Origin of the sequence: Xenorhabdus thailandensis (assembly GCF_037996785.1) — a bacterium.
In the GTDB taxonomy this organism is placed as follows: Bacteria; Pseudomonadota; Gammaproteobacteria; order Enterobacterales; family Enterobacteriaceae; genus Xenorhabdus; species Xenorhabdus griffiniae.
Map to the genome: position 1 here is coordinate 433,928 of NZ_JBBMXF010000012.1, position 22,073 is coordinate 456,000.

Here is a 22,073-nt window from a genome sequence, read left to right on the forward strand (position 1 = left end):
ACCTCTTGTTTTATTTGTGTATTAAATCTATACACATCACGCTGAAATCAGCTAGAAAAATGTCAGTTTCAGTAACATGAAAAGCGTTATTTTGACCAAACATCCATGACAAATCTGTCAGATTTGTGTGGTGACACCGCTTCGTTGTGTTTAATAAAAGCCGTTAATCGGCAAGGTGATTTTTTTCTGTCAGTTGGGCTAATAGCATTTGTTCAATCAATTCACTGCGGCTAATGTTGCGCTGTTTTGCCAGATGATTTAGTGCTGCGACGGCATCTTCATTAAGTTTGAGTTCCACTCGACGCAATCCTCTGACTTTATCTCGTCGCAACTGGTTGCGTTTATTGATCCTAAGCTGTTCATCCCTGGACAGTGGATTTGTTTTAGGTCGCCCAGGCCTGCGTTCATCTGCGAACAAATCCAGTGTGGTGCGATCAGTTTGTTCTTTTGCCATAAATTCAATTGATAATGGGCGTGTACCAATAATATAGCGGGCAATAATACCTTAGCTGGGCGCGTGTCGCTACTAGTTGATAGGAGAGATTGTTGGGATGGCTCAAATGACATTTACATTTAGAATCGATATTTTAAATGTAGACGGCCACGGAATATCCTTTTCAGAGAAAGAGATCAGACTTTATTGTTAAATTCGGCAAAGCGTTCGTTATTGTCTTCATACCCAGCAATTTTGGCAGTTAGACCAGAGTGTGTGCCTACAAGCTGAGTTAATGAATTTAACATGGTTTTTCTGAGGGAGACAAAGGTATACTCGCATTTCTTCTTACACAGCACACAAATAATTATGAAAAAAATATTACTATTATCTGCAGCCATTCTTTCTGGTTGTTCAACATATGGTAAATAATAATGAGTTATGTAAGGCCTTGGGGCAGCAAGAATTTAGTATTGATACCATACATAGAATCTATGAAGAAATCTTTTCCAGGGCAGGCCAGATTGATACAGATAAATGTATGCAAATGGTCAAGGAAACCAGAAGCTATGAATTATCTAGAAAACGTTTTAGTGAGTTTCAGTTTATGTCACAGCAGAGAATGATTACTGATAGTATTAAAAATATGTTACAGAAATAGTGGCCTATTAGCCACGATGATATAAATTTATTAGATAATTTTCATGTTACTTTTCTGAGTTGAAAGAAGGAAAGAGACTTGTTTCATAATGAAATGAACGCAGAGGTGAAACAAGTCTCATATTTTCAATTATCACTGAGTTTGTTGATACCAAAGCTGTGCATATAAGCCATCTTGCTGCACTAAGGCATCATGTGAACCTGATTCAGCGATTTTTCCCAAATCCAAAACGAAAATCTTATCGGCATGACGGAGAGTATTTAGCCGGTGAGCAATACTGATTACTGTTCTGTTTCGGCATATTTCAGCCATGTTGCTCATGATGGCCGCTTCAGATTCATAATCCAGAGCAGACGTGGCTTCATCCAGGATCAAGATCTTGGGATCACTCAGTAGCGCCCTTGCCAATGCGATGCGCTGCCGTTGTCCGCCAGAAAGATTTCCCCCTTTTTCGCCAACCGGATGCGCAAATTTATGGGGGAACGCGTTAATGAAATCGACCGCGCCTGCTAAGGTTGCCGCCCGATAGACCTCTTCATCACTGGCATTGGGTTTGCACAGGCGGATATTGTCCGCAATGCTGCCGGAAAACAGAATGCTTTCCTGCAAAACCACACTCATATTACGGCGCAATGATACTGGGTCGGCAATCGCTAAATCCATTCCATCCACCAAAACCTGACCGTGTTGTGGCACATATAGGCGCTGTAACAAGCGGGTTAATGTACTTTTGCCGGAACCCGATGGCCCTGTAATACCAATAAATTCTCCGGCCTTAATTTCCAGTGACAGATTTGCCAGCACTTCTGGCGTATCTGCATGATAGCGGAAGCGTATATTGCGGAATTCAATCTGGCCTGCCAGTTCGGGGGCTGATGCCAGCCCTTGTTTACTGTTTTCCATTGGCTCATCAAGAATATCCCCCACCCGCCGCAGGGCGATCAGGGTGTGCTGGAAGTCTTGCCAGACTTGCGCCAGTCTTAGGATGGGCTGGGTAACGTGCCCTGCCAGCATATTAAAAGCAATTAACTCACCTGGGGACAAATCTCCATCAAATACGCTTCGGACTCCCCACCACAACAGCAAGGCAGCAACCACTTTTTGGATCAGCTCAATCCCTTGCCCCGCTGCAAGCCCACTTTTTTGGGCGGTGAAGCGTTGGATTAACTGCTGGCTCAACACCTTTTGCCATTGGGACAAAAAGCGTTTTTCTGTCGCTGTGGTTTTGATGGTTTCAATACCCGTGACCGCTTCTGTCAGGAAGCTGGTGGCATTGGCATCGGCTTCATACTCTTTTTCTACCTTGCGCCGAATAATGGGGCCGACGGCGATCCAGAGCAAGAAATAGAGCACCAGCGAACTGATGACGAGCCATGTCAACAGGGAAGAGTAGTGGAACATCACGCCCAGAAACAGAATGATGAAAATCAGGTCAAGCAACAGCATAAGGGTAGAGCCGGTCAAAAACTGGCGGATCTGCGCCATTTCCCGAACTCTGGCGATAATTTGCCCTGTTTGTCGTTGTTTGAAATAGGGCAGGGGCAATCCTACGAGATGACGGTACAGCTTGCCGGAGAGTTCAGCATTGATTTGGCTGGCCGTATGGCCAAACACGGTATTGCGCAAAAACCCATACAGGGGTTCTGCCAATGCCAGTGCCAGCATCGCCATCCCTAATACATGCAGGCTGGAAATGCTCCGTCCAACCAATACTTTGTCGATGATATTTTCAAATAGCAAGGGGGCAGCCAGGGCAAAAAGTTGTAACACGATGGCAAACAGGAAAATATCCCGTAACTGGTTTTTCTGCCTGAAAATAGAGGGATAAAACCAGCTTAGTCCAAATTTAACCTGCTGCCTGGTCAGGGACTTATCTGCTACCAATAGCACCTTGTATTGGTTAGATTGGCTGCCACTTGTTTTTTCACCGTGCAATAATGCACGCACTTCATATTTTTCGGTGGCAGGATCGAACAACGTAAATGTGTCAGGACGGACTTCTGACAATACCCACCAGCGCTGATCCAATTCAACCAATGCTGGTAAAGGTAATGTGGCGGCGGTATCCGGTGTCAGGCGTTCAAATTTGCTGCGTAACCCAATGGCATCCGCCGCTTCACGTAGCTGTGGATCTGTCAGTGTTAGGGAGTCCACACCCAGAATATGGTGTAATTGTTCGACAGAAGCCACCTTGTGGAACTGTTTCCCTAAATGGGCGATACAATCCAGCGCATAATTGTTTGTATTTTCACCGATTGTATTGTCGTCTGTTTGGTCTGTATCTGTATTACAGGTGAAGGTAAAAGTATCAGCCATGATTATTTTTCCCTCAATGCTTCAGATTGATATTCCTGGATTGGGCTGAGCAGATAATCAATCACTCTTCGCTGATCTGTCTTGATTTCCGCAACGATAGACATACCTGCCGTGATTTCAACAGGTTTCCCCTCTACCATAATATTGTTCTGTTTGAGGCTGATTTGTGCAGGAAAAACCAGGCCTAACTGTTCATCGGTGGTGGAATCCCGCGAAATGCTAAGCAACTCTCCCTCAATTGTGCCATAGCGGGTATAGGGGAAAGCATCGACTTTGACGGTGACATGCTGACCAGGCCGGACAAAACCAACATCTTTATTCAAAATCTGGATTTCGGCAAGTTGTACATGTTCATCAGGAACAATCACCATCAAATTTTGCGCAGGTTGCAGTACCGCGCCGAGGGTATGGACAGTTAATTGTTGAACGGTGCCGGTTACGGGGGAGCGCACAACTTCAAGCTCTTCTCGCTCTTGCATTTTCGAAATTTCTTGGTGCGTTAACGCCAACTGTATTTCTGCCTGTTTTCTTTTCTCAAACCATTCCCGCTCTTTTTTTATTTTGGTGCCTTTTAAGCGTTCTTCCAGGCTTTTGTACTTCGTTATCAGAATATCGAGTTCCGATTTTTGTTGGGCGATTAGCCTTTCTGTTTCCAGAAATTCCTTTTCTTGCTCCAGATATTCCACTTTGCTGATGACCTGCTTTTGGCTCAATGTTTTTCTGGCCTGTAAACGTTGGTTGATATTTTCACGTAGGTTGGTTAATGAGCGAATATCACTGTTTCGTGCCTGTTGGGAAGTCAGGTTCTCTGCCATTTCCGTATGGATACTGGTAATGATTGAATCAAATTCCTGCTTTTCGTGAGCGTAATGCGTCAGAATGCTTGTCTGTCTATCTGTGGATTGTTGCTGGAAAAGTGGCAGGGATTTGGGATCTTGCTTTTCAAGCAGGGCCTGGTAACGGATTTCCTCTTCCACCAGATAATCACGTTGCTCGCTTAAACGGGCAATATCCTGATTGACGCCCAGCGTATTGAGTGTAAGCAGAGGTGCGCCTTTCTCAACATGCTGACCATTTTTGACATGGATAGCAATCAGGCGGCTCTGCTCATAAGCCTGAATGATTTGGGAACGACCAGACGCTATCAAACGTCCGGTTGCGGTTGCCTGTACATCCAGTTTCCCCAGACAAGCCCATAGCAAAGCAAGCAAAACGCTGATGCTTAGGGTTATTGCCGTATAACGGGCGAACGGCGAAGGTGGACGTTGTGACAATGCCAAATGGGTTGGCAAAAAATCGTAATGCGGGTTGGCAGTACGTAACGGTTTGATTCCTTTCCGAAAGATAGCCTTAAACATGGGCAGGCTCCTCCTGTTTTAGCTCTTGTTGTAACTGCCAAAGTTTCCGATAGTGTTTGCCTTGTTGCAGAAGCTGTTCATGGCTACCTTGTTCGATGATTTGGCCTTGGTGTAATACAATAATCCGGTCACATTGGCGTACTGTAGAGAGACGATGTGCAATGGTGATGACGGTTCTGCCTTGGGCAATCTCAGCCATGTTAGATTGAATGATGGCTTGTGATTCATCATCCAGTGCACTGGTGGCTTCATCCAGGATCAGGATCTTGGGATCTGACAGCAGGGTTCTGGCTATAGCCAAACGCTGTCGCTGGCCGCCTGATAGCGACTGCCCTCCTTCTGCGATCACCGTGTCATATCCCATCGGCAATCTGAGAATAAAATCATGTGCCCCAGCCAGCTTTGCTGCTTCGATGATTGCAGATAACGGGGCATCAGGGCAGGATTGAGACAAATTCTCATACACCGTTTTATTAAATAGAAAGTTTTCTTGCAGAACGATACCGATCTGCTGCCTGATGGATTCAATATTGAAATTTTGCAAGGGAACGCCATCCAGCGTGATAGCCCCACTTTCTGGGGTATAAAGCCGTAACAGCAAACGTGCAAGGGTACTTTTCCCGGAACCAGAGGTGCCGACAACGCCTACAGTTTCTCCCGCCCGAATATCTAGGGTGAAATGGTTTATAGTAGGGGGGAGATCGGGTTGATAGCGAAAGACGATATCAGAAAATGAGATTGCCCCTCTTAAGGTCACCTGTTCGTTACCTGATTGCTGCTCTGTTGGCAGATTTAGCATATCTCCCAGCTTCTCAATGGCAATGCGTGAACGGATAAATTGTCCCCACAGTTGCACTAACTTAGCCAGAGGTTGTTGGGTGTGGCTGACCATCATGTTGAAGGCGATCAGTTGACCAATGGTCATGTGCAGGGAAAGCACTTCCGAAGCACCCAGCCAGATAATGATGGCACTGGTGACTTTTTGTAGCACCATTACCAGATGACCGGAGCGATTATCCCATTGCTGTACATCATAACTGGTGCTGACCATCTTTTCGGTCTGGCTATCCCAGCGGCGAATAAAGCGGGGTTCAGCGGCAAGGCTTTTTAGCGTCTCGGCACCGGCAACGGTTTCAGTCAAGAAAGAGGTATTTATTGCGGCATGGGTGAACTGTTTTTCCACCGCTTTTTCGATTTTCGGTGTCACCCACCAGGCCAGCAGGGCATAGCAGGGCAGGGTAAGCAAGAAGATCAGCGTCAGCATACCGGACAATAAGCTCATGACATAAATAAAGACGAACATGAACAAAACGTCGATACACAAGGTGAACATCGAGCCGGTTAAAAACTCGCGAACGGTTTCCAGCTCCCGTACTCGTGTCACAATTGCACCCACTTGACGAGATTTAAAAAACAGCAATGGCAAGCCAAACAGGTGGTTAACCAGCTTCAACCCCAGTTTGATATCAATCCGGTTGGCGGTGTGGGCATACTGATATTCACGCAATCCCCGCAGAATGATTTCAACCAGCCCGGCCGCCACCAACCCAAAAATCAGCACATCCAATGTGGAAAGCGCCTGGTGCACAAGCACTTTATCCATGACAACTTGCACGACCAGAGGAGAGATAAGCGCCAGGATCTGTAGAACAAAGGAGAACAGGAGTATCTCCGTCAGGTTCTTCTTTTGCCTGACAAATTCAGGAATAAACCAGCGGATATTAAATTGGTTGCTTTTTTGTGTTATTTTTATCCACTTGCCACTCCATAGATTGATAAATTCTTCTTTACCTAATATCTCCGGTGTATCTTGATAAGGTTTTTGAATTAAAACCCGCTGTTCATCATATTTCGCCAGAATGAAAGGTTGCCCATCATTATTAAACAAAATGGCCGGTAGAGATATGGCACTTAACTTCTTATTTATAGAGTATTTATTTTTGATTTTAATATTACATTCTTTTTGTAGCTGCTTGAGAGTAGAAATATAATCATCACTATCATTTAAATTTTTATTTGATATGGCCGTATGATCTCTATTAGATATCATTATTATTAAATTAATTAATGATATTATTGTTTTTTCTATTTCATTCATTAAGTTAAATCTTTTTAAATAAAAAATCACATTTTTGATATAAACAGATAACCTAAAAATACGTGAAATGTTAATGTATTAAGTGATTTTAACAAATCGATAAAAATATTATCTGCTATCAAAGAGCCTGTGAGTGTCAGTAATTAGAATAAAATGCAGTATCTGAATAGACATGCGCTATTTATATGTTGATTTTAGCCAATAAATAGTTATATCTTTATCCAAAGTCGTTGGCAAACTATAGTTGGTAATGCATTGTCAGTAAACCATCTAATAATAGAGCCATGCTTAAATCGGCCCATACTTTACTTGCTATTTTGTATTTTGGATAGTTCTTTCAAAATGATCCATTTTTCAAAAATCGCGATTGAAAGATAAGGGAAATATAAATGGTTTTAGTTGACATTGATGAACTGTAGTCATCAGGTTAAATCATAAATGAAGCCATCAGGTATATGGGTTCATTTATGATTTAATCATATTAATTTAATGCAATATTAACATTAAATTAATAATTATTTAATGGATAATGCTATGTCTGAAAAATTTGTTCAAACCATCTCAAGCGTTAATTATAACAAAGGCGTATTTTCTCTTTATTTTGTCGGCCAGGAGCCTAACCAAATGGCGAAGGGTACGCTGGCGGAAAATGATCAGGAATTGCAGTTAAAACAAGTGATCCATATGCCTGCCTCTGGTTTTATGTATATGGTTTCCATGGTCAAAAGTATGCTTGAAGACCCAAGAATGGAAGCCGAAATCAATAAACTGATTGCCGCAGGTTTTTTACCGATGCCTGAGATCAACGAAAGCGAAAAACCGACGGAAGCAGCCGCTACAGAGCCGAAAAAACGTTCAACACGCAATTCTGAAACCACAAAATAGTATCAGCAAAATTTTATCAGGCAATTGCTAACTTATGGTGATCACACATCATTCAGCAACACTGAGTGCGCATGAAATACAGGCAATGATGGGTGGGGTGATGTTGCTTTGTCAGCATTCCCCCTTGCACCAACGTTATTTAGTTGCTGAATGGCAACAACGTATCTTGCCATCATTCCAGCTCAATCAGTTTTGCTATTACGAAGATGAACATCAACGCCCAATTGCTTTTTGTAATTGGGCTTTTTTGTCTGACAGCAGTCGGGATGCCATTCTTGCCGGTGAACGGGAAATTTCACAGGAAGATTGGCGTTCCGGCCAGCATATTTTTTTTCCAGAAATGATTGCGCCTTTCGGACATGCGCGTGACATTGCCCGCGATCTGCGCCGGCGTGTCTTCGCCGCATGGAAAGGGCAAAAAGCCTGCACAGTCAGGGGAACTCTGGATGTTTCAAATAACCGCTGTATCCGTCGGGTACAGTGGTTTTCGATTTAACTTTTACTCAGAGATTGATATATGGGAAAACCATTTTGGAGAAGCGTTGAATACTTCGTTACGGGGAATTACTTCGCCGATGATGGTGATAACAACATTAAGGCCATTGGATTTGGCGGAAATATATATGCTTACGGCGGCAATGACCATATTACAGTGGGATCGATTGGGGCTACGGTGTATACGGGATCTGGACATGATACCGTTGTAGGAGGCGCCGCCTATCTTAAGGTCATTGACACCACCGGAAACCTGACAGTTAAAGGCGGTGCTGGTTATGCAGAGATTGACAAAAATGAGAGCGGAAATATCGGATTTTCTGGTGTTGCTGGTGGGGTATCGATAACGCACACGGGCAAGGTCGGTGATATTACGTACAGTGGTGGTGCGGCTTATAACCGTATCGAGCGTATACGTCAGGAGGCTGATACCTACTCTGAAACGCGTGGGAATATCCGGTTTGAAGGTGTAGGTGGTTATAACCGCATTTACTCTGATGTTGCGCACGGTAATATCCATTTCACAGGTGGCGGTGCTTATAACGAAATTATCCGCAAAGGAAAAGCCAATGACTTCGGCAGTGAAGGGATGGAATACGCCAAAGCTGAAGAGGTTGTGCTGACAACAGCAACCATGAGTGGCGCATGGATTGGCAACTCCCATCAGGTGACAGGGGTTAAATCGGCGCGGGAGCCAAATACTTACCTGTTTGCATTTGAGGATGGCACTTACACTAAAATCAACAAGGTTCAACTGCGCAATGATCCCGAAACGGGCAAGCTGAGGTACTTTTCGACTGCCTGGTTTAAAACGGGGAAACACCTCAAGGGGCTGGAAAAACAAGATATTTCAGATCAAGGTGGTTTTAATTCAGTCGATGAAGACGGCGCATACACGTTGTCAAACCTGATCGTTGAACAACAGAAACCGATCACGATTCATGCGGTTGAGAAAAAGCTGACGGAAAACCAATGGGTAGATTATGGTAATGGTGTCCAGATTAACGCAGCAGATATTACTTTGTCTGATGCCAAAATGGGCGGTTATGCTATTTATCGTGATGGAACCACCGTTGATGTAAAAGCCGTCAAATCCAACCGGATGCCGAACACCTATATTTATGGTAAGCAACTTGGCGAATATACCAAGGTCGTGGTAGTTGAACTAAAGAATGATCCCAATACAGGCGTGCTGCGATATATCGCTCGCCCTTGGTATAAAGAAGGCAACCATATCGCTAATCTGGCGAACACCGATATCTCTCTTGCCAATGGTTACCACTATATGGGAACCGGTAGCTACTCACTAAGTGATCTGCATTACAGCGTTAATACTGTGCGCACAACCTCCAGTCGTGTGCCTGATATGCATGAATATAGTGATCTTGAACTGTTCAACTCAGCAACTGACAGTAATGACAGTTCTGGTGATATTCATTATGTTGGTGCCGGTGGTGGCAACATCATCAAATCCAACGTGACGCGTGGCAATGTCAACTTTAAAGGTGCGGGCATTGCGAACGTGATTGAACATAGCTCTGAATTCGGTAATACCACCTTCGCAGGTGGTGGTGGTGCAAACATCATCATCAAAAAAGGCAAAGAAGGTAACCTGAACTTTGATGGCGCTGGCATTGCCAACGTGTTGCTGCACCAGAGCCGGAGCGGTGAAATGAATGTCAATGCGGGCGGGGCAGCAAACGTGTTGGTTCGTGTTGGCGATGGCCGCTATCTTGCTCACCTTCTGGCGGTTGGCAATATCTCTATTCACAAAGGCAATGGCAACAGCCGTATTGCAATGGCCGGTGGTTTCAATACCCATACCCAAATTGGTCATGGCGATGCGTTCTGGACGGGCATTGGCGGTGCCAATGTTCTGACCCAGATGGGGAATGGTAATGTCGCATCAATACTGGCGGGTGGCACTAATATTCTGACCAAAGTGGGCGAAGGCGATTTGCAATCAGCCATGCTGGGTGGCGCCAATATTATTACCCATATTAGCCATAATGAAACGTCGAATTCTGGCTCTGCAAATACATCGGCAATTGCGTTGGGCGGAGCCAACATCCTGACGAAAAAGGGCAAAGGTAATGTCCAGGCCGTCATGGGCGGTGGCGGCAATGTCCTGACCCATATGGGGGATGGCAAAACGACCGGTGTTATGTTGGGTGGTGCTAATATTCTGACCAAAGTTGGCCAGGGTGATACAACCGGCATTATGTTAGGCCTGGGTAACGTTTTGACCCATGTTGGTGATGGGCAAACGCTGGGTGTGATGGGTGCGCTGGGTAATATTTTCACCAAGGTGGGTGATGGTACAACCATTGCGGCGATGATTGGTGCAGGCAATATTTTCACTCAGGTGGGTGAAGGCAATGCCTGGGCGTTAATGGGCGGTAAAGGCAATATCTTCACGAAAGTTGGCGATGGCGATGCACTGGCCTTGATGCTGGCATTAGGCAACGTATACACCCACGTTGGTGATGGCAAGAGTGTTGCTTTGATGATCGCCAAAGGCAATATTGCGACCAAAGTTGGCGATGGCGATGCCCTGTCTGCCATGATTGGTAAAGGCAATATCTTTACCCAGATTGGTGATGGTTCCACTTTCGCGGCCATGATTGGTGGGGCAAACGTGCTGACCAAAGTGGGGGATGATCTGATCGCAGCATTGATGGTGGGTAACGCCAACATTTATACCCATGTCGGAGACGGCACCAGCATTGGTTTGTTTGCGGGTAAAACCAACATCATGACCAAAGTGGGTGATGGCACAACATTGTCTGCTATGTTTGGCGAAGCCAATATTATGACCCATGTCGGTGATGGTTTAACCGGTGTATTGGCATTAGGCAAAGCCAACATTGTGACAAAAGTCGGCAATGATTTTATGGGCGTTGTGGCCGCTTCTGAAGCCAATGTGGTGACCCATGTTAATCAGGAAGGCAATAGCACAACGGCAGCCGTGTTGATGGGCAAAGGCAATATCCTGACCAAAGTCGGTGATGGAAGTGCGGTCGGCCTGCTGGTTTCTAAAATCGGCAATATCATGACCCATGTTGGTGACGGCACAACGGTCGGATTTGCCAAAGGGGAAGGCAATATCATCACTAAAGTCGGTGATGGATTGGGTATCAATGCCGCCTGGGGTAAAGGCAATATCCTGACTCAGGCTGGTCACGGCGATCGCTATAACTTTGCCAAAGGTGATGCAAATATCATTACCAAAATCGGCGATGGTCAGGAAGTGACCGTTGTCCAAGGGCAAGCCAATATCGTAACCCATGTTGGCAACGGTGATGACTATACCGGTGCGTGGGGCAAGGCTAATGTCATCACCAAGGTTGGTGATGGTCGTAACGTTGTACTCGCTAAGGGTGAGGCTAATATCGTCACCCAAATCGGGCATGGGGATAGCTTCAATGTGTTATGGAGCCAGGGCAATGTCGTCACCAAAGTGGGTGATGGTATGCAAGTTACGGCGGCCAAAGGTAAAGGCAATATCACCACCACAGTGGGGAATGGCCTTAGCGTGACTGCGGTTCATGGCGACCTGAACATCAATACCAAAGTCGGCGATGGGGTTTCCGTCAATGTGGCCTGGGGTAAATTCAACGTCAATACCCGTGTGGGTGACGGTCTGAATGTTTCCGTCATGAAGGGCAAGGGCAATGCCAATATCCGTGTGGGTGATGGCCTGAACGTTAACGCTTCTTATGCACGTAACAACGTGGCAATTCAGGTGGGTAATGGTGATTTTTATAGCCTTGCGGTGGCGGAAAGCAATACCCAGAGCGATAAACTGAATGCACTGTTTGACAATCTCAAACAAACCGTACTGGGTCACGCGGGCAGTCAGGGCATCAATTATCTGGTGAATGGCGATGAAGCCACGACATCAGGAACCCATAAAGGGCGAGGCGCCATTGACCTGCCGGAAGTTTCTTCCCTAAATGGTTTCAAACTGACAGAAGTTAATGAAATCTCATCGGATTTGGCAAAAGATTTGAAAGGGGCTGTGACCGGTGTAGATACCCCAGATATTGCAGGGATCGAGAAGGCACTTGGCAGTGAAGAACGTCTGAACCCGAATCGACCACGTAATTTAATCGTCAATGGTGATTTTGAACAAGGTGTTGTGGGATGGAAATCCACCAATGGCATTGAAGCCAACCATTCAGCCAAGGCATATGGATTGAGTGATGAAGGGCATGGTAAGCGGGTCAGTGAGCTTGATGTCAGTGGTAACACAAATATCTATCAGGATATCCAGAACTTGACGGCGGGTGAAGAAATTACGGTTAAGTTCGATTTTGCAAGGCGTGCTGGCAGCTCTGCGGATAATGGGCTGGAAGTGTGGTGGAATGGCAAGGTTGTTTTTGCTGCCGCCAATGGTGACAGTGAGTGGCAAAACAAGACTCTGACCTTAACCGCCAATGCGGGAAGTAACCGGCTGGCATTTTCTGGAATTGGCTTAAATGATGGTTTTGGTTATGTGCTGGATAATGTAGTTGCAACTGCTGAACTGAAAGACGGTGGAGTTGCTGACCATGTGAAACAGGATAAAGCGGCACACAATGCCTTGCAGGACAAGGAAACAGCAGAAGCCGATAGCCAACGTCTGGCTCAGGAAAAAGATAAGCAACTTGCAGCGATTGCTGGCACCCAGTCACAACTGGAAGCGACAGATCTGGATGCCCTGAACGCTAATGGGCAGAGCCAGCGTAATGCCATCAAAGAAGAAGCGCAGGCGGTGACAGATGAGATGCTGGCGCAGGTTAAAGGGCTGGAAACACTGGATGTCCATGCCAGCCATCATGGTGAATCAGGCCAACAATGGCGTGATCAGTTCGCGGCGGGTTTACAGCAGCGTATTCAAACCGAATTGAATCAGTCTGGTGAAACTGCGCAGAATCAATTAGATAATATCCAGGAAGTGATAGCAGCGCGTTTGGGCGATACTAAAGATGCTGTCGCTAAATCAGAAATGGGTGCACTTAAGGCTGAGCAAAATCAACAAGATGCTGAGCAAGATATTGAAGAAGCGCTCATTCAGGCCAAAAACAGAGAGAAAGAAGCTCTTGATCGTGAGCTAAAAGCTAAGCGGGCAGAACATGAGGGTAATCTGGCCGTACAACAAGCAGAGCAGCATGGTCAGCATGAAGTCTCTGCGGCAGACAATAAAACTGCGCAAGTGCAACATGATGCCAAGGGTTCAAAACTGGATAACAGCCATAAACCGGTTCGTACAGGCGCAACAGGCAGTGGTTTGTCTGGTAAAACTTATAACGCTAATTACTCTGAAGACATTGAACAAGCAGAAAAATCCAAGAGTAATATCAATGCCAATTCGACTGCTCAGGCTGATGGTCGATTCAGTGAGCAATTACAAGAGCTGGATAAGGATCTGAGCGAGCTTGGTAATGCCAAAGCTGCCTTAAACCGCTTGCAGATCAATGCAGGGATACGTGCCAAAAAAGTGTTAACGTCTGTTCATGGCGAAACGTCGGATAATCAGGTGATTAGCCAACCTTCTGCCGTGGTGACTGAATGGATCAGGGATACCCCGAGAATTTCGGGATTGGATCTCAGTGGCCTGAAAGCGCTGGGTGAAGAACATGTTCAGCAAGATTCAGTGGCTCCGGCTGAAACTGGTTATTCTGTTGCAAGCAAGGCACAAAAAGTCGCCAATGTTTACCGTTGGTTAGATAAAGACAACAAACTTGCCTATGGTTTGCGTACAGAACGCAATTTGTTGGTGAGTGAAGTTGATGGTGAAGGTTTTGAAGTCCGCCCTTGGCCGGGTAAGAACAGTGATAGCTTCAAAACTATCATGTTAGAAAATCCAAAAGATTCGGCGCAGATTAAATCTATTGAGCGTTTTATTCTCGCCAACTATAACCATTACGACCAACTGCCTGATGAATTGCATTTGGTGAAAGATCGCATTGTTTCCCACGAGCACGGACGTACTCGCATTATCGCTGAAAAAGCGGAGGGTAGCTGGCGTTATAAACCGCAAACTGACCTGATGTCTGTGGGTGAGTTGCGGGAAGCTGCTTATGTTAAAGGCAAGATCCTTGGTGACAGCTATCGAAATGTGTTAGATGCCCTCAGTAACTACGAAAATGTGTTGCAAAATAGCAAGGATTATAGCTTTGATGCAGTAGAAAAATTAACCGTTCTGCGTTACCAGGTTGAAAGCTATTTGCAGGGGCATCCGGATTCAAAACGCGTTCCTGCGCTACAAAATTTGTTGTCACAAGTGAGTGTCCGTCTGGAAGAGTCGCTGATGCTGACGGAAGTTACCCTGAGAGGTGGCGAAAAAGTCGCCATTGACAATAATGGTACGCCACCACGTGACAGTGAACCGTCTAATTCAATAACGCGTTTGATAAACGGGCGGCTTTTCGGCACCAAAGAAGAACGCCGTAACGTAGATAACGATACCCAAATGATATTGGATGAATTTGTCAAGCAGGGGACAGCGGATAATATCACGTTACAGGGCGAAGCGGGACGCCTAACCGGTTATTACTATAACGGTGCTCAGCAAGAACAATATGGGTCGAGTGCGACGAAAAAAGTTGTGCTTTTCCTTCATGGTTCCCATTCATCTGCGGAAGAGCAAACCATCACTATCCAAAATTATTACCAAAGACAGGGTGTAGATATGCTGGCGGTGAACATGCGGGGTTACGGCTCCAGTGGTGGTCATCCAAGTGAAAAAGGGCTTTATCAGGATGCCCGTACTATGTTCCGTTATTTGGTTAATGACCGTGGCATCCAGCCTGAAAATATCATTATTCATGGCTATTCCATGGGAGGTGCTGTCGCGGCGGATCTTGCCCGTTATGCCGAGCGCCGTGGGCAAGCTGTCTCCGGTTTGCTGCTTGACAGGCCAATGCCAAGTATGACTAAAGGGATTACCGCCCATGGAGTGCCAAATCCTGTGGGGATAAGCGGTGCCCTGGCGAAAGCGATTAATGGCCAGTTCTCGGTGGAGAAAAACCTACAAGGTATCTCGAAACAGACGCCAATCATGCTATTGACCGATAATGAAGGATTGGGCAAAGAAGGGGAAAAACTGCGTGCCAAACTGGCTGTCGCTGGTTATCAGGTATCAGGCCAACCGACTTCTTATGGTCATGAAGACCATGGATTGATAAGCAATTATGCAGACCAGATTGTCTCAATACTTTCTGCACCTCAGCGTGAAAATGGTAGCGTGAAGGCTGGTTTGCGAGAAAAAATGCTTTACATCCTGTTTGATATGAAATCAAGTGGCAAAGAGTTAGATAAATACTCACTCCATTTCAATCAGGGAGGATCTCTGCTCAATGAGCTTCAGAAACTTGTACCTGAAATTGGCAATGTTCTCCTGACTAATGGGAACCACGTTGAGTCAAAAGAATTTCTGGAAGGCATCTGTTTTGCATTATCTGGCCGTTACCTGATAGAAGAGCGAGTTCATGGATTAGGTGGTGGCAAAGCCTATTTGTCGTGGCTGACCGATGCAGTCAAGGCCTACAATGACAATACGGTGAATAAAAAGAGTGATGTCAATTCGATTGAAGCCTCTTTGCTTAATCAGTATCGCCGCCAAAATATCGGTCCGGCAATCCAAGATCTGCTATCAATGCAGTATAGCCAGACGCAAAACCAGTCCAATTTGGCAGACCGCAGAAAAGCTAACCAGGCTTATGGCGGTAAATTAAAAGCCAATGGGCTGACGGGAGATCGCATTGACCGTTCGCTGAGCAATGATATTGCTGGCTATGAGAGCGTCATGGAGACACTGCGCAATGTGGATAAGACGACCTATATGTCCTTTATGTCTGAAGATCACGCCATGGCCGTTGTTGTCCATAAAGGGGAAAACCAAACTGTTTGGTCATTCTATGATCCTAACTGTGGTATCAAGTCGTTTGATAACTATAAAGACTTTGAACACTTTATGGACTCTTTCCATAAGGGAATGATAACGGGATATCAATCCAAGTTTGCTTATACCTATGAGGCCAGCCAAGAAGAAGGCCAAAGTTTCTATGTTAACTACAATATCTTTGAAGATGACACCATTACCCAGTATGACGGAGTCTGGAAACAGGCGCGTGAAGGTGAACAACCGTACGTATTGCGTGCACTGAAGGAGCAGGGTAAGACCTTTAAGCTGGGTGCAAACGTAACGGGACGTGTGGTTGATTACGATAACGATGCCGTGACATTGGAAGTGACGACCAAGAAAGGTGAGAAAATCCGGGTTGAAGTTGAAAGTCACAATTTCAAGCAGGCGGCTAACCTTGTACAGTCGAATATCGATAAAGTCGTTGCTCATGCCAAAAATGGCACATTCATACTCAAAGCATCGGCTGAGAATATTACCCAACAACCCAACGCAGAGATTGCGCCTGATTCGTTTGAAGTAAAACCTCAGCCTGACGAACCAGAAGTACTCAAAAGTATTGATAACGACCTTAAACGTTACGGTGAAGCAATAAAACCACAGCCAGCCGGCCCAGGGAAGAAGCTGACAGATATTCGTACAACCGAAGATTTTCTGGCGGGTTACAAACAAGGCCATGCAGAACAGATCGTGGATGGTTTCCGTCCAAACATGAATCTCAAGCAACTGGTGGATTTGCTACTTAAGGGTAACTGGAGCCTGGAACAGAAAGGCGCTTTGGCTTGGGAAATTGAAAGCCGCGCCTTGAAAATCACCTTCCAGCCAAGAGCTGAAAAATACAATCGGTTGTTCCGTGATGTCGCTTCAACCGGCATTGCTGACACTAAAGCGAGTGAACAACTGGCGCCCCAATTGTTATTACTGAATCTGTCAAATGATGGTTTTGGCGGACGTTGTGATCCGTTGTCGAAACTAGTTCTGGTTGCGAAACAACTTGAAAATGAGGGACAGGAGGGGGTTGCCCGTCAATTGCTGGAGAAAATGTATTCTGCGGCAGCGGTACTTAACAACCCAGAACGGTATTCTGCCACTGAGCACGCCAACGCAAATAAACTGTTGGGATCTTTGGCCGCACTCCATGCTAAGAACCCAATGTCAGCGACATCCATGAAAGTGTGGAAAGAGAAACTGGAAGACACGAAAGCACTGACAGTCGATGGCGTCGTCCAGAAAATTACTGCTGGTAATCCAGAAGGTCAGCCAGTGTTGCTTGAGCTGGATGGCCCAGACCATGCTATGGCGGCGTGGGCGAAAGGCAGTGGTGAAAATCGTGTTTATGGTTTCTATGATCCCAATGTGGGAATTATTGAATTTTCGTCGGCGGAGAAGTTTGGCGCTTACGTGACGCGTTTCTTCGGTGAATCCGATCTAAACATGGCACAAAGCTATAAGTTGCCGAAGAATGCAGCAGGGGAAAGCTTTTTCGAACGTGTCGCCGTCATGGATGGTGAGGTCTTGGCAACTTATCGTCCAAGATGGGCTGAAAACTTCACGATGCGAGACATCTTAGAACTGCCTGTGTTTGATGATACCCCAATCAAGAAACCGGCAGAGATTGATGCAACTCATAGTGTGAAAAAACCGTTAGGTGATGACTCGCTGGAAAGTCATATTCACGTGAATAACCAGGATGTCAATGCCTGGGAAAATATTGTGGTCAAACCACAGCATGAAGGTAGCGATAGCCGCTTTGCGGGTCAGATTATTATCCAGACCGAAAATGATCCTGTGGTTGCGCAAGCCGCTGCAAACCTGGCAGGTAAGCACCCTGATTCCAGCTTGATCGTTCAGCTTGATGCCAACGGTCAATATCGCGTGGTGTATGGTGATCCCGCTGTCGTGTCCGGCAAATTACGCTGGCAGATTGTTGGGCATGGACGTGAAGGTGCAGCGCAGAATCATACACGCCTGAGCGGTTACAGTGCGGATGAACTGGCTCTGAAACTGAAACAGTTCCGTACTGATTTCCAACAGGCCGGCACACCAGACCATATTAGTCTCGTGGGTTGTTCTTTGATAGGCGATGACAACCGTAATGGTTTCGCCCATCGCTTTATTTCGGCACTGAATAAGCAAGGTATTCGTACCACCGTATCGGCGCGCAGCAGTGAGGTCGCGGTAGACAGTATTGGCCGCAAATACACCAAAGATGCGCAGGAACAATGGGTGCACAAACTCACGGATAATAAGCTCGTCTTGGGATGGAATGACAACGGTGAAGTGGAAAGCCACTCCGAACGAATCCGCTTTGGTATCGCTGAAAATGATATCAACTTATCCCGCGTGGGTCAGACTGAGGTTGGTGCAAAAGCGCAAGGTGCGATTGCCGATAATACCGAGGCATTCCATGCACCGAAACAACGCGATGCAGCAGATAACCATGCAACGGTAGTATCATCAAACAACCAACTGAGTTACTCCGGCAATATTCAGGTTCAGGTTGGTGATGGTGAGTTTACGGCGATTAACTGGGGCACTACCAATGTAGGTATCAAGGCTGGTACAGGTGGCTTTAAGTCTCTGGCCTTTGGTGATAACAATGTGATGGTTCACATTGGTGAGGGTAACAGCAAACACAGTGTTGATATTGCCGGTTATCAGGCATTGGAGGGTGCACAACTGTTTGTCGGCAACCGTAACATCAGCTTCAACTTGGGACGCAGTAATGATCTGATCGTTATGTTGGAGAAATCCATCCCAACCCCACCGTTGGTTAACCCATTTGACGGTGCAGCCCGTATTTCGGGGGTATTGCAAAACATTGCCGGTTCGTTTGATTCACCAGATTGGCTGGCGACACAAAACCAGCAATGGACATTGGAAAGTGCGAAGAAATATGTCAGTGATCTGTCCGGTCTCGATTTGACCAGCAGTGTGGATTATAAGACGTTGACTGATCTCAACTCACAAAATGAACGTAGCAGCCGTGGCCTGAAAAATGATCTCGAAAGCACCCTGAACAAAAAATACAACCAATGGTTGAGTGGAAATGGCAATACCCCGGAAATGGGTAAAATCAGTCGGGCGGATAAATTCCGTCAAGCGAATGAAAAACTGGCCTTCAACTTTGCCGTGGGTGGACAAGGTGCGGATATTCAGGTTACGGCGGGTAACTGGAACTTTATGTTTGGTGACAATATCCAGTCGATTCTGGATACCAATATGGGTTCACTGTTTGGTCTGATGACGCAGGAATATACCTCAACGGGTGTGGCAAAAACCACGTTTACCTTTAGCCCAACGGACTTGCCACGTCAGATCAAAAACAAATTGCTGGGGGATCTGGCAGGGGTTAGTGCGGATACCACGCTGGCGGATATCTTTGGTGTGGATTATACCCCGGAAGGCGGTATTGTCTCCCGTTCAGGCCAGCCTGTTGATGGTGTCGCTATTTTGCGTGAGATGCTGAAAATCATCGGTGAATTCAGTGGCGATCAACTGAACGCCTTCACTGATCCAGACAAATCACTGGATAGCCTGGAAGCTGGCCTGAATATGGGGGCTGATGGCGTGAGATCGTTTGCTGAAAGCCACGGCCTGAAAGCCAAAGCACCGGATGAAAATCAGGAAGGGCGAGTTTCCATCAGTAAAGGGGATAAGCCAGCACCAGAAACGACACAGGCAGATCGCGCCTTTGGGCTGACGTCCCTGAACCTGCCAAACTTGTTTGCAACGCTGTTCAACCAGGATAAGCAGGCCGAGATGAAATCGCTGGTCACTAACTTAAAAGAGAACCTGACTGCCGACTTACTCAACATGCAGGATAAAACCTTCGACTTCCTGCGTAATAGCGGTCATTTGCAAGGGGATGGTGACATCCACGTTTCTTTGGGTAACTACAACTTTAACTGGGGTGGTGACGGTAAAGATCTCGGTGCGTATCTGGGAGATAACAATAACTTCTGGGGCGGCCGTGGTGATGACGTTTTCTATTCCGTTGGCACCTCGAATATTTTCACAGGTGGCCAGGGTAATGATGTCGGTGTCATGATGGGGCGTGAAAACATGATGTTTGGTGGTGCAGGCAATGATGTGGCTGTATTGGCTGGACGGATTAACTACGCCTACATGGGAGATGGCGATGATCAGGTCTTTGCCTTTGGTGAAGGTGGCGTGATTGATGGCGGCAAGGGACGTGATTATATCGTGGCTTCCGGCAACTTTAACCGCATTGATGCAGGGGAAGATCAGGATTACGTTGTCACCATTGGCAATAATAATCAGGTTGATTTGGGCAAAGGTAACGACTTTGCGACGGTATTCGGCAACAATAACCGAGTCGATGGCAAGGAAGGTAACAATGCCATCAAATTGATGGGTTATCACGCTGTTATCAATGGGGGGACAGGTAGTGATCACCTGATTGCCGATGTGGTCTCTAAGTTCAGCCAGCTTAACGGTGGCGATGGTGATGATCTGCTGGTATTGGGTGGATACCAAAACCGCTTCAAGGGTGGCACGGGCGTGAATAGCTTTGTGGTCAGTGGTGATGTGATTGATAACGTGGTTGAAGATATCAAGCAAGGCGACAAGATTATTTTCAACGATATCAATTGGCAAAACCTGTGGTTCCAACGCAGCGGTTACGATTTGGTTCTGTTGACCCAGCGTAATGTCAAAGATACCTCTGCACAGGGGGAATTTGAGGCAATGGGTTCTGTAACGTTTAATGACTATTTCAATGGCAACCGTGCGGATATCGTCACCCAAATGGGAGATAAAGATGCACAGGGCGAGCGTGAATATACAACACTCTCTGCCAATGCCGTTGATTCCCTGGTGCAGGCTATGAGTGGATTCGCACCTAATATGGGAGACAGCAGCTTGATTGATTCGCTGGATAGTAAATCGAAATCAACCGTTATAACGGCTTGGTCTGATACCATTAATGGAAAATCTAAACTAGTCTGATAGTCTTATTAACAAAATGGCCCATATTCATGGGCCATTTTTCAATTAACGTGTTATTGGGATTTATCACTATTTAGCCTCCTTTATGGCGAGCATCATTACGGGTGAATACGTCCCATTATCATTCAGGATGATGAGGAACCCATATGGGCACGGATAGGTCGAATTGTTTTGATTCTATTTTTGATGTATCTTAGCATCAATATATGAATCATTGAGGTAATATTATGCGAACTACCGTCACGATAGATGATGCATTATATGCTCAGGCGCTAGAAATGGCCGAGCCTGGCATGGATAAAGCCGATATTTTCCGGGAAGCTGTGAAAACATTTGTTCGTGTGCAGGCGGCAAAAAGATTGGCTGCGCTCGGCGGTTCATCGCCTGAAATGCAGATGGTTCCCCGCCGCCATGAGGAGCCATCCTCATAATGACTGTTTTGGTTGATACGTCCGTTTGGGTTGACCACTTCAAAAATAGGAATGACGGGTTGGTTCAGTTGCTGAGCTGGGATCTGGTTCTAATTCACCCGATGATACTGGCCGAGATAGCCTGTGGAACCCCTCCAGCGCCAAGACAGCGAACGCTTGGTGATCTAGGTCTGTTAACACAGAGTCATCACGCCAGTATTGCTGAAGTGATGGCATTTATTGAAAATAAAAAATTGTACGGGCTTGGATGTGGCTTTGTTGATATTACGTTGCTGGCATCGACCATGATAACACCAGGCGCGAAGCTCTGGACGCTAGATAAACGACTTGAGGGGTTGGCTAAACGTTTTAATGCGAATTATCAGCCGATTTCATTAGGGCGGGATCACGGTTCCACCTTATAGTGAATTACCATGATTAATGCAATGCTGACTTATCCACGCCTTCGGTGACGCCCTGAGAGTGTCCGGTCAAGCTGATGGGGGTATTAAGATAGGATTCATATGGCTTGAAACC

Annotated in this window: 9 protein-coding genes; 5 read left to right on the forward strand and 4 right to left on the reverse strand. The window is 46.1% G+C overall.

Annotation, left to right across the window (positions count from 1 at the left end; all coding sequences use genetic code 11):
- Window positions 1-163: 163 nt before the first annotated feature.
- The 4 genes from ybfE to AAC853_RS12300 all read right to left on the reverse strand — a co-directional run bounded on the left by ybfE (window position 164) and on the right by AAC853_RS12300 (window position 6,866).
- Complete coding sequence (ybfE, locus tag AAC853_RS12285; protein WP_189758086.1) at window positions 164-454, reverse strand: LexA regulated protein; 291 nt, start codon at window positions 452-454, stop codon at window positions 164-166.
- Window positions 455-1,226: 772 nt separating this feature from the next.
- The gene (locus AAC853_RS12290) at window positions 1,227-3,410 is read right to left on the reverse strand and encodes a type I secretion system permease/ATPase (RefSeq protein ID WP_340614721.1); all 2,184 of its coding nucleotides are present in this window, start codon (window positions 3,408-3,410) and stop codon (window positions 1,227-1,229) included.
- Window positions 3,411-3,412: 2 nt separating this feature from the next.
- Window positions 3,413-4,768: an HlyD family type I secretion periplasmic adaptor subunit gene (locus AAC853_RS12295; protein ID WP_340614722.1), complete on the reverse strand. Its 1,356-nt coding sequence runs from the start codon at window positions 4,766-4,768 to the stop codon at window positions 3,413-3,415.
- Window positions 4,761-6,866, reverse strand: coding sequence for a peptidase domain-containing ABC transporter (locus AAC853_RS12300; protein WP_338882912.1), 2,106 nt, complete (start codon window positions 6,864-6,866; stop codon window positions 4,761-4,763). The genes AAC853_RS12295 and AAC853_RS12300 overlap by 8 nt, the downstream gene beginning before the upstream one ends.
- Before the next feature lie 534 nt (window positions 6,867-7,400).
- Here AAC853_RS12300 and rtxH point away from each other — a divergent pair.
- The 5 genes from rtxH to AAC853_RS12325 all read left to right on the forward strand — a co-directional run bounded on the left by rtxH (window position 7,401) and on the right by AAC853_RS12325 (window position 21,961).
- Window positions 7,401-7,751, forward strand: a complete 351-nt coding sequence (rtxH, locus tag AAC853_RS12305; protein ID WP_189758091.1) for a protein RtxH — start codon at window positions 7,401-7,403, stop codon at window positions 7,749-7,751.
- A 34-nt stretch (window positions 7,752-7,785) separates the two neighbouring features.
- Window positions 7,786-8,247 (forward strand): RTX toxin-activating lysine-acyltransferase RtxC, encoded by a 462-nt coding sequence (gene rtxC, locus AAC853_RS12310; RefSeq protein ID WP_273558233.1) that lies wholly within the window; start codon window positions 7,786-7,788, stop codon window positions 8,245-8,247.
- A 21-nt stretch (window positions 8,248-8,268) separates the two neighbouring features.
- A complete protein-coding gene (rtxA, locus tag AAC853_RS12315; RefSeq protein ID WP_340614723.1) occupies window positions 8,269-21,126 on the forward strand; it encodes an MARTX multifunctional-autoprocessing repeats-in-toxin holotoxin RtxA in 12,858 nt (4,285 codons plus the stop codon).
- A 227-nt stretch (window positions 21,127-21,353) separates the two neighbouring features.
- Window positions 21,354-21,557 (forward strand): type II toxin-antitoxin system VapB family antitoxin, encoded by a 204-nt coding sequence (locus tag AAC853_RS12320; protein WP_340614724.1) that lies wholly within the window; start codon window positions 21,354-21,356, stop codon window positions 21,555-21,557.
- A complete protein-coding gene (locus tag AAC853_RS12325) occupies window positions 21,557-21,961 on the forward strand; it encodes a type II toxin-antitoxin system VapC family toxin (RefSeq protein ID WP_340614725.1) in 405 nt (134 codons plus the stop codon). Before AAC853_RS12320 ends, AAC853_RS12325 begins: the two co-directional genes overlap by 1 nt.
- Window positions 21,962-22,073 lie beyond the last annotated feature (112 nt).

Bases quoted from the DNA above. Each gene is read 5' to 3' on its own strand.
- rtxA (WP_340614723.1), top strand. From the start codon at position 8,269: ATGGGAAAACCATTTTGGAGAAGCGTTGAATACTTCGTTACGGGGAAT.
- AAC853_RS12295 (WP_340614722.1), bottom strand. From the start codon at position 4,768: ATGTTTAAGGCTATCTTTCGGAAAGGAATCAAACCGTTACGTACTGCC.
- ybfE (WP_189758086.1), bottom strand. From the start codon at position 454: ATGGCAAAAGAACAAACTGATCGCACCACACTGGATTTGTTCGCAGAT.
- AAC853_RS12300 (WP_338882912.1), bottom strand. From the start codon at position 6,866: ATGAATGAAATAGAAAAAACAATAATATCATTAATTAATTTAATAATA.
- AAC853_RS12320 (WP_340614724.1), top strand. From the start codon at position 21,354: ATGCGAACTACCGTCACGATAGATGATGCATTATATGCTCAGGCGCTA.
- rtxC (WP_273558233.1), top strand. From the start codon at position 7,786: ATGGTGATCACACATCATTCAGCAACACTGAGTGCGCATGAAATACAG.
- AAC853_RS12290 (WP_340614721.1), bottom strand. From the start codon at position 3,410: ATGGCTGATACTTTTACCTTCACCTGTAATACAGATACAGACCAAACA.
- AAC853_RS12325 (WP_340614725.1), top strand. From the start codon at position 21,557: ATGACTGTTTTGGTTGATACGTCCGTTTGGGTTGACCACTTCAAAAAT.
- rtxH (WP_189758091.1), top strand. From the start codon at position 7,401: ATGTCTGAAAAATTTGTTCAAACCATCTCAAGCGTTAATTATAACAAA.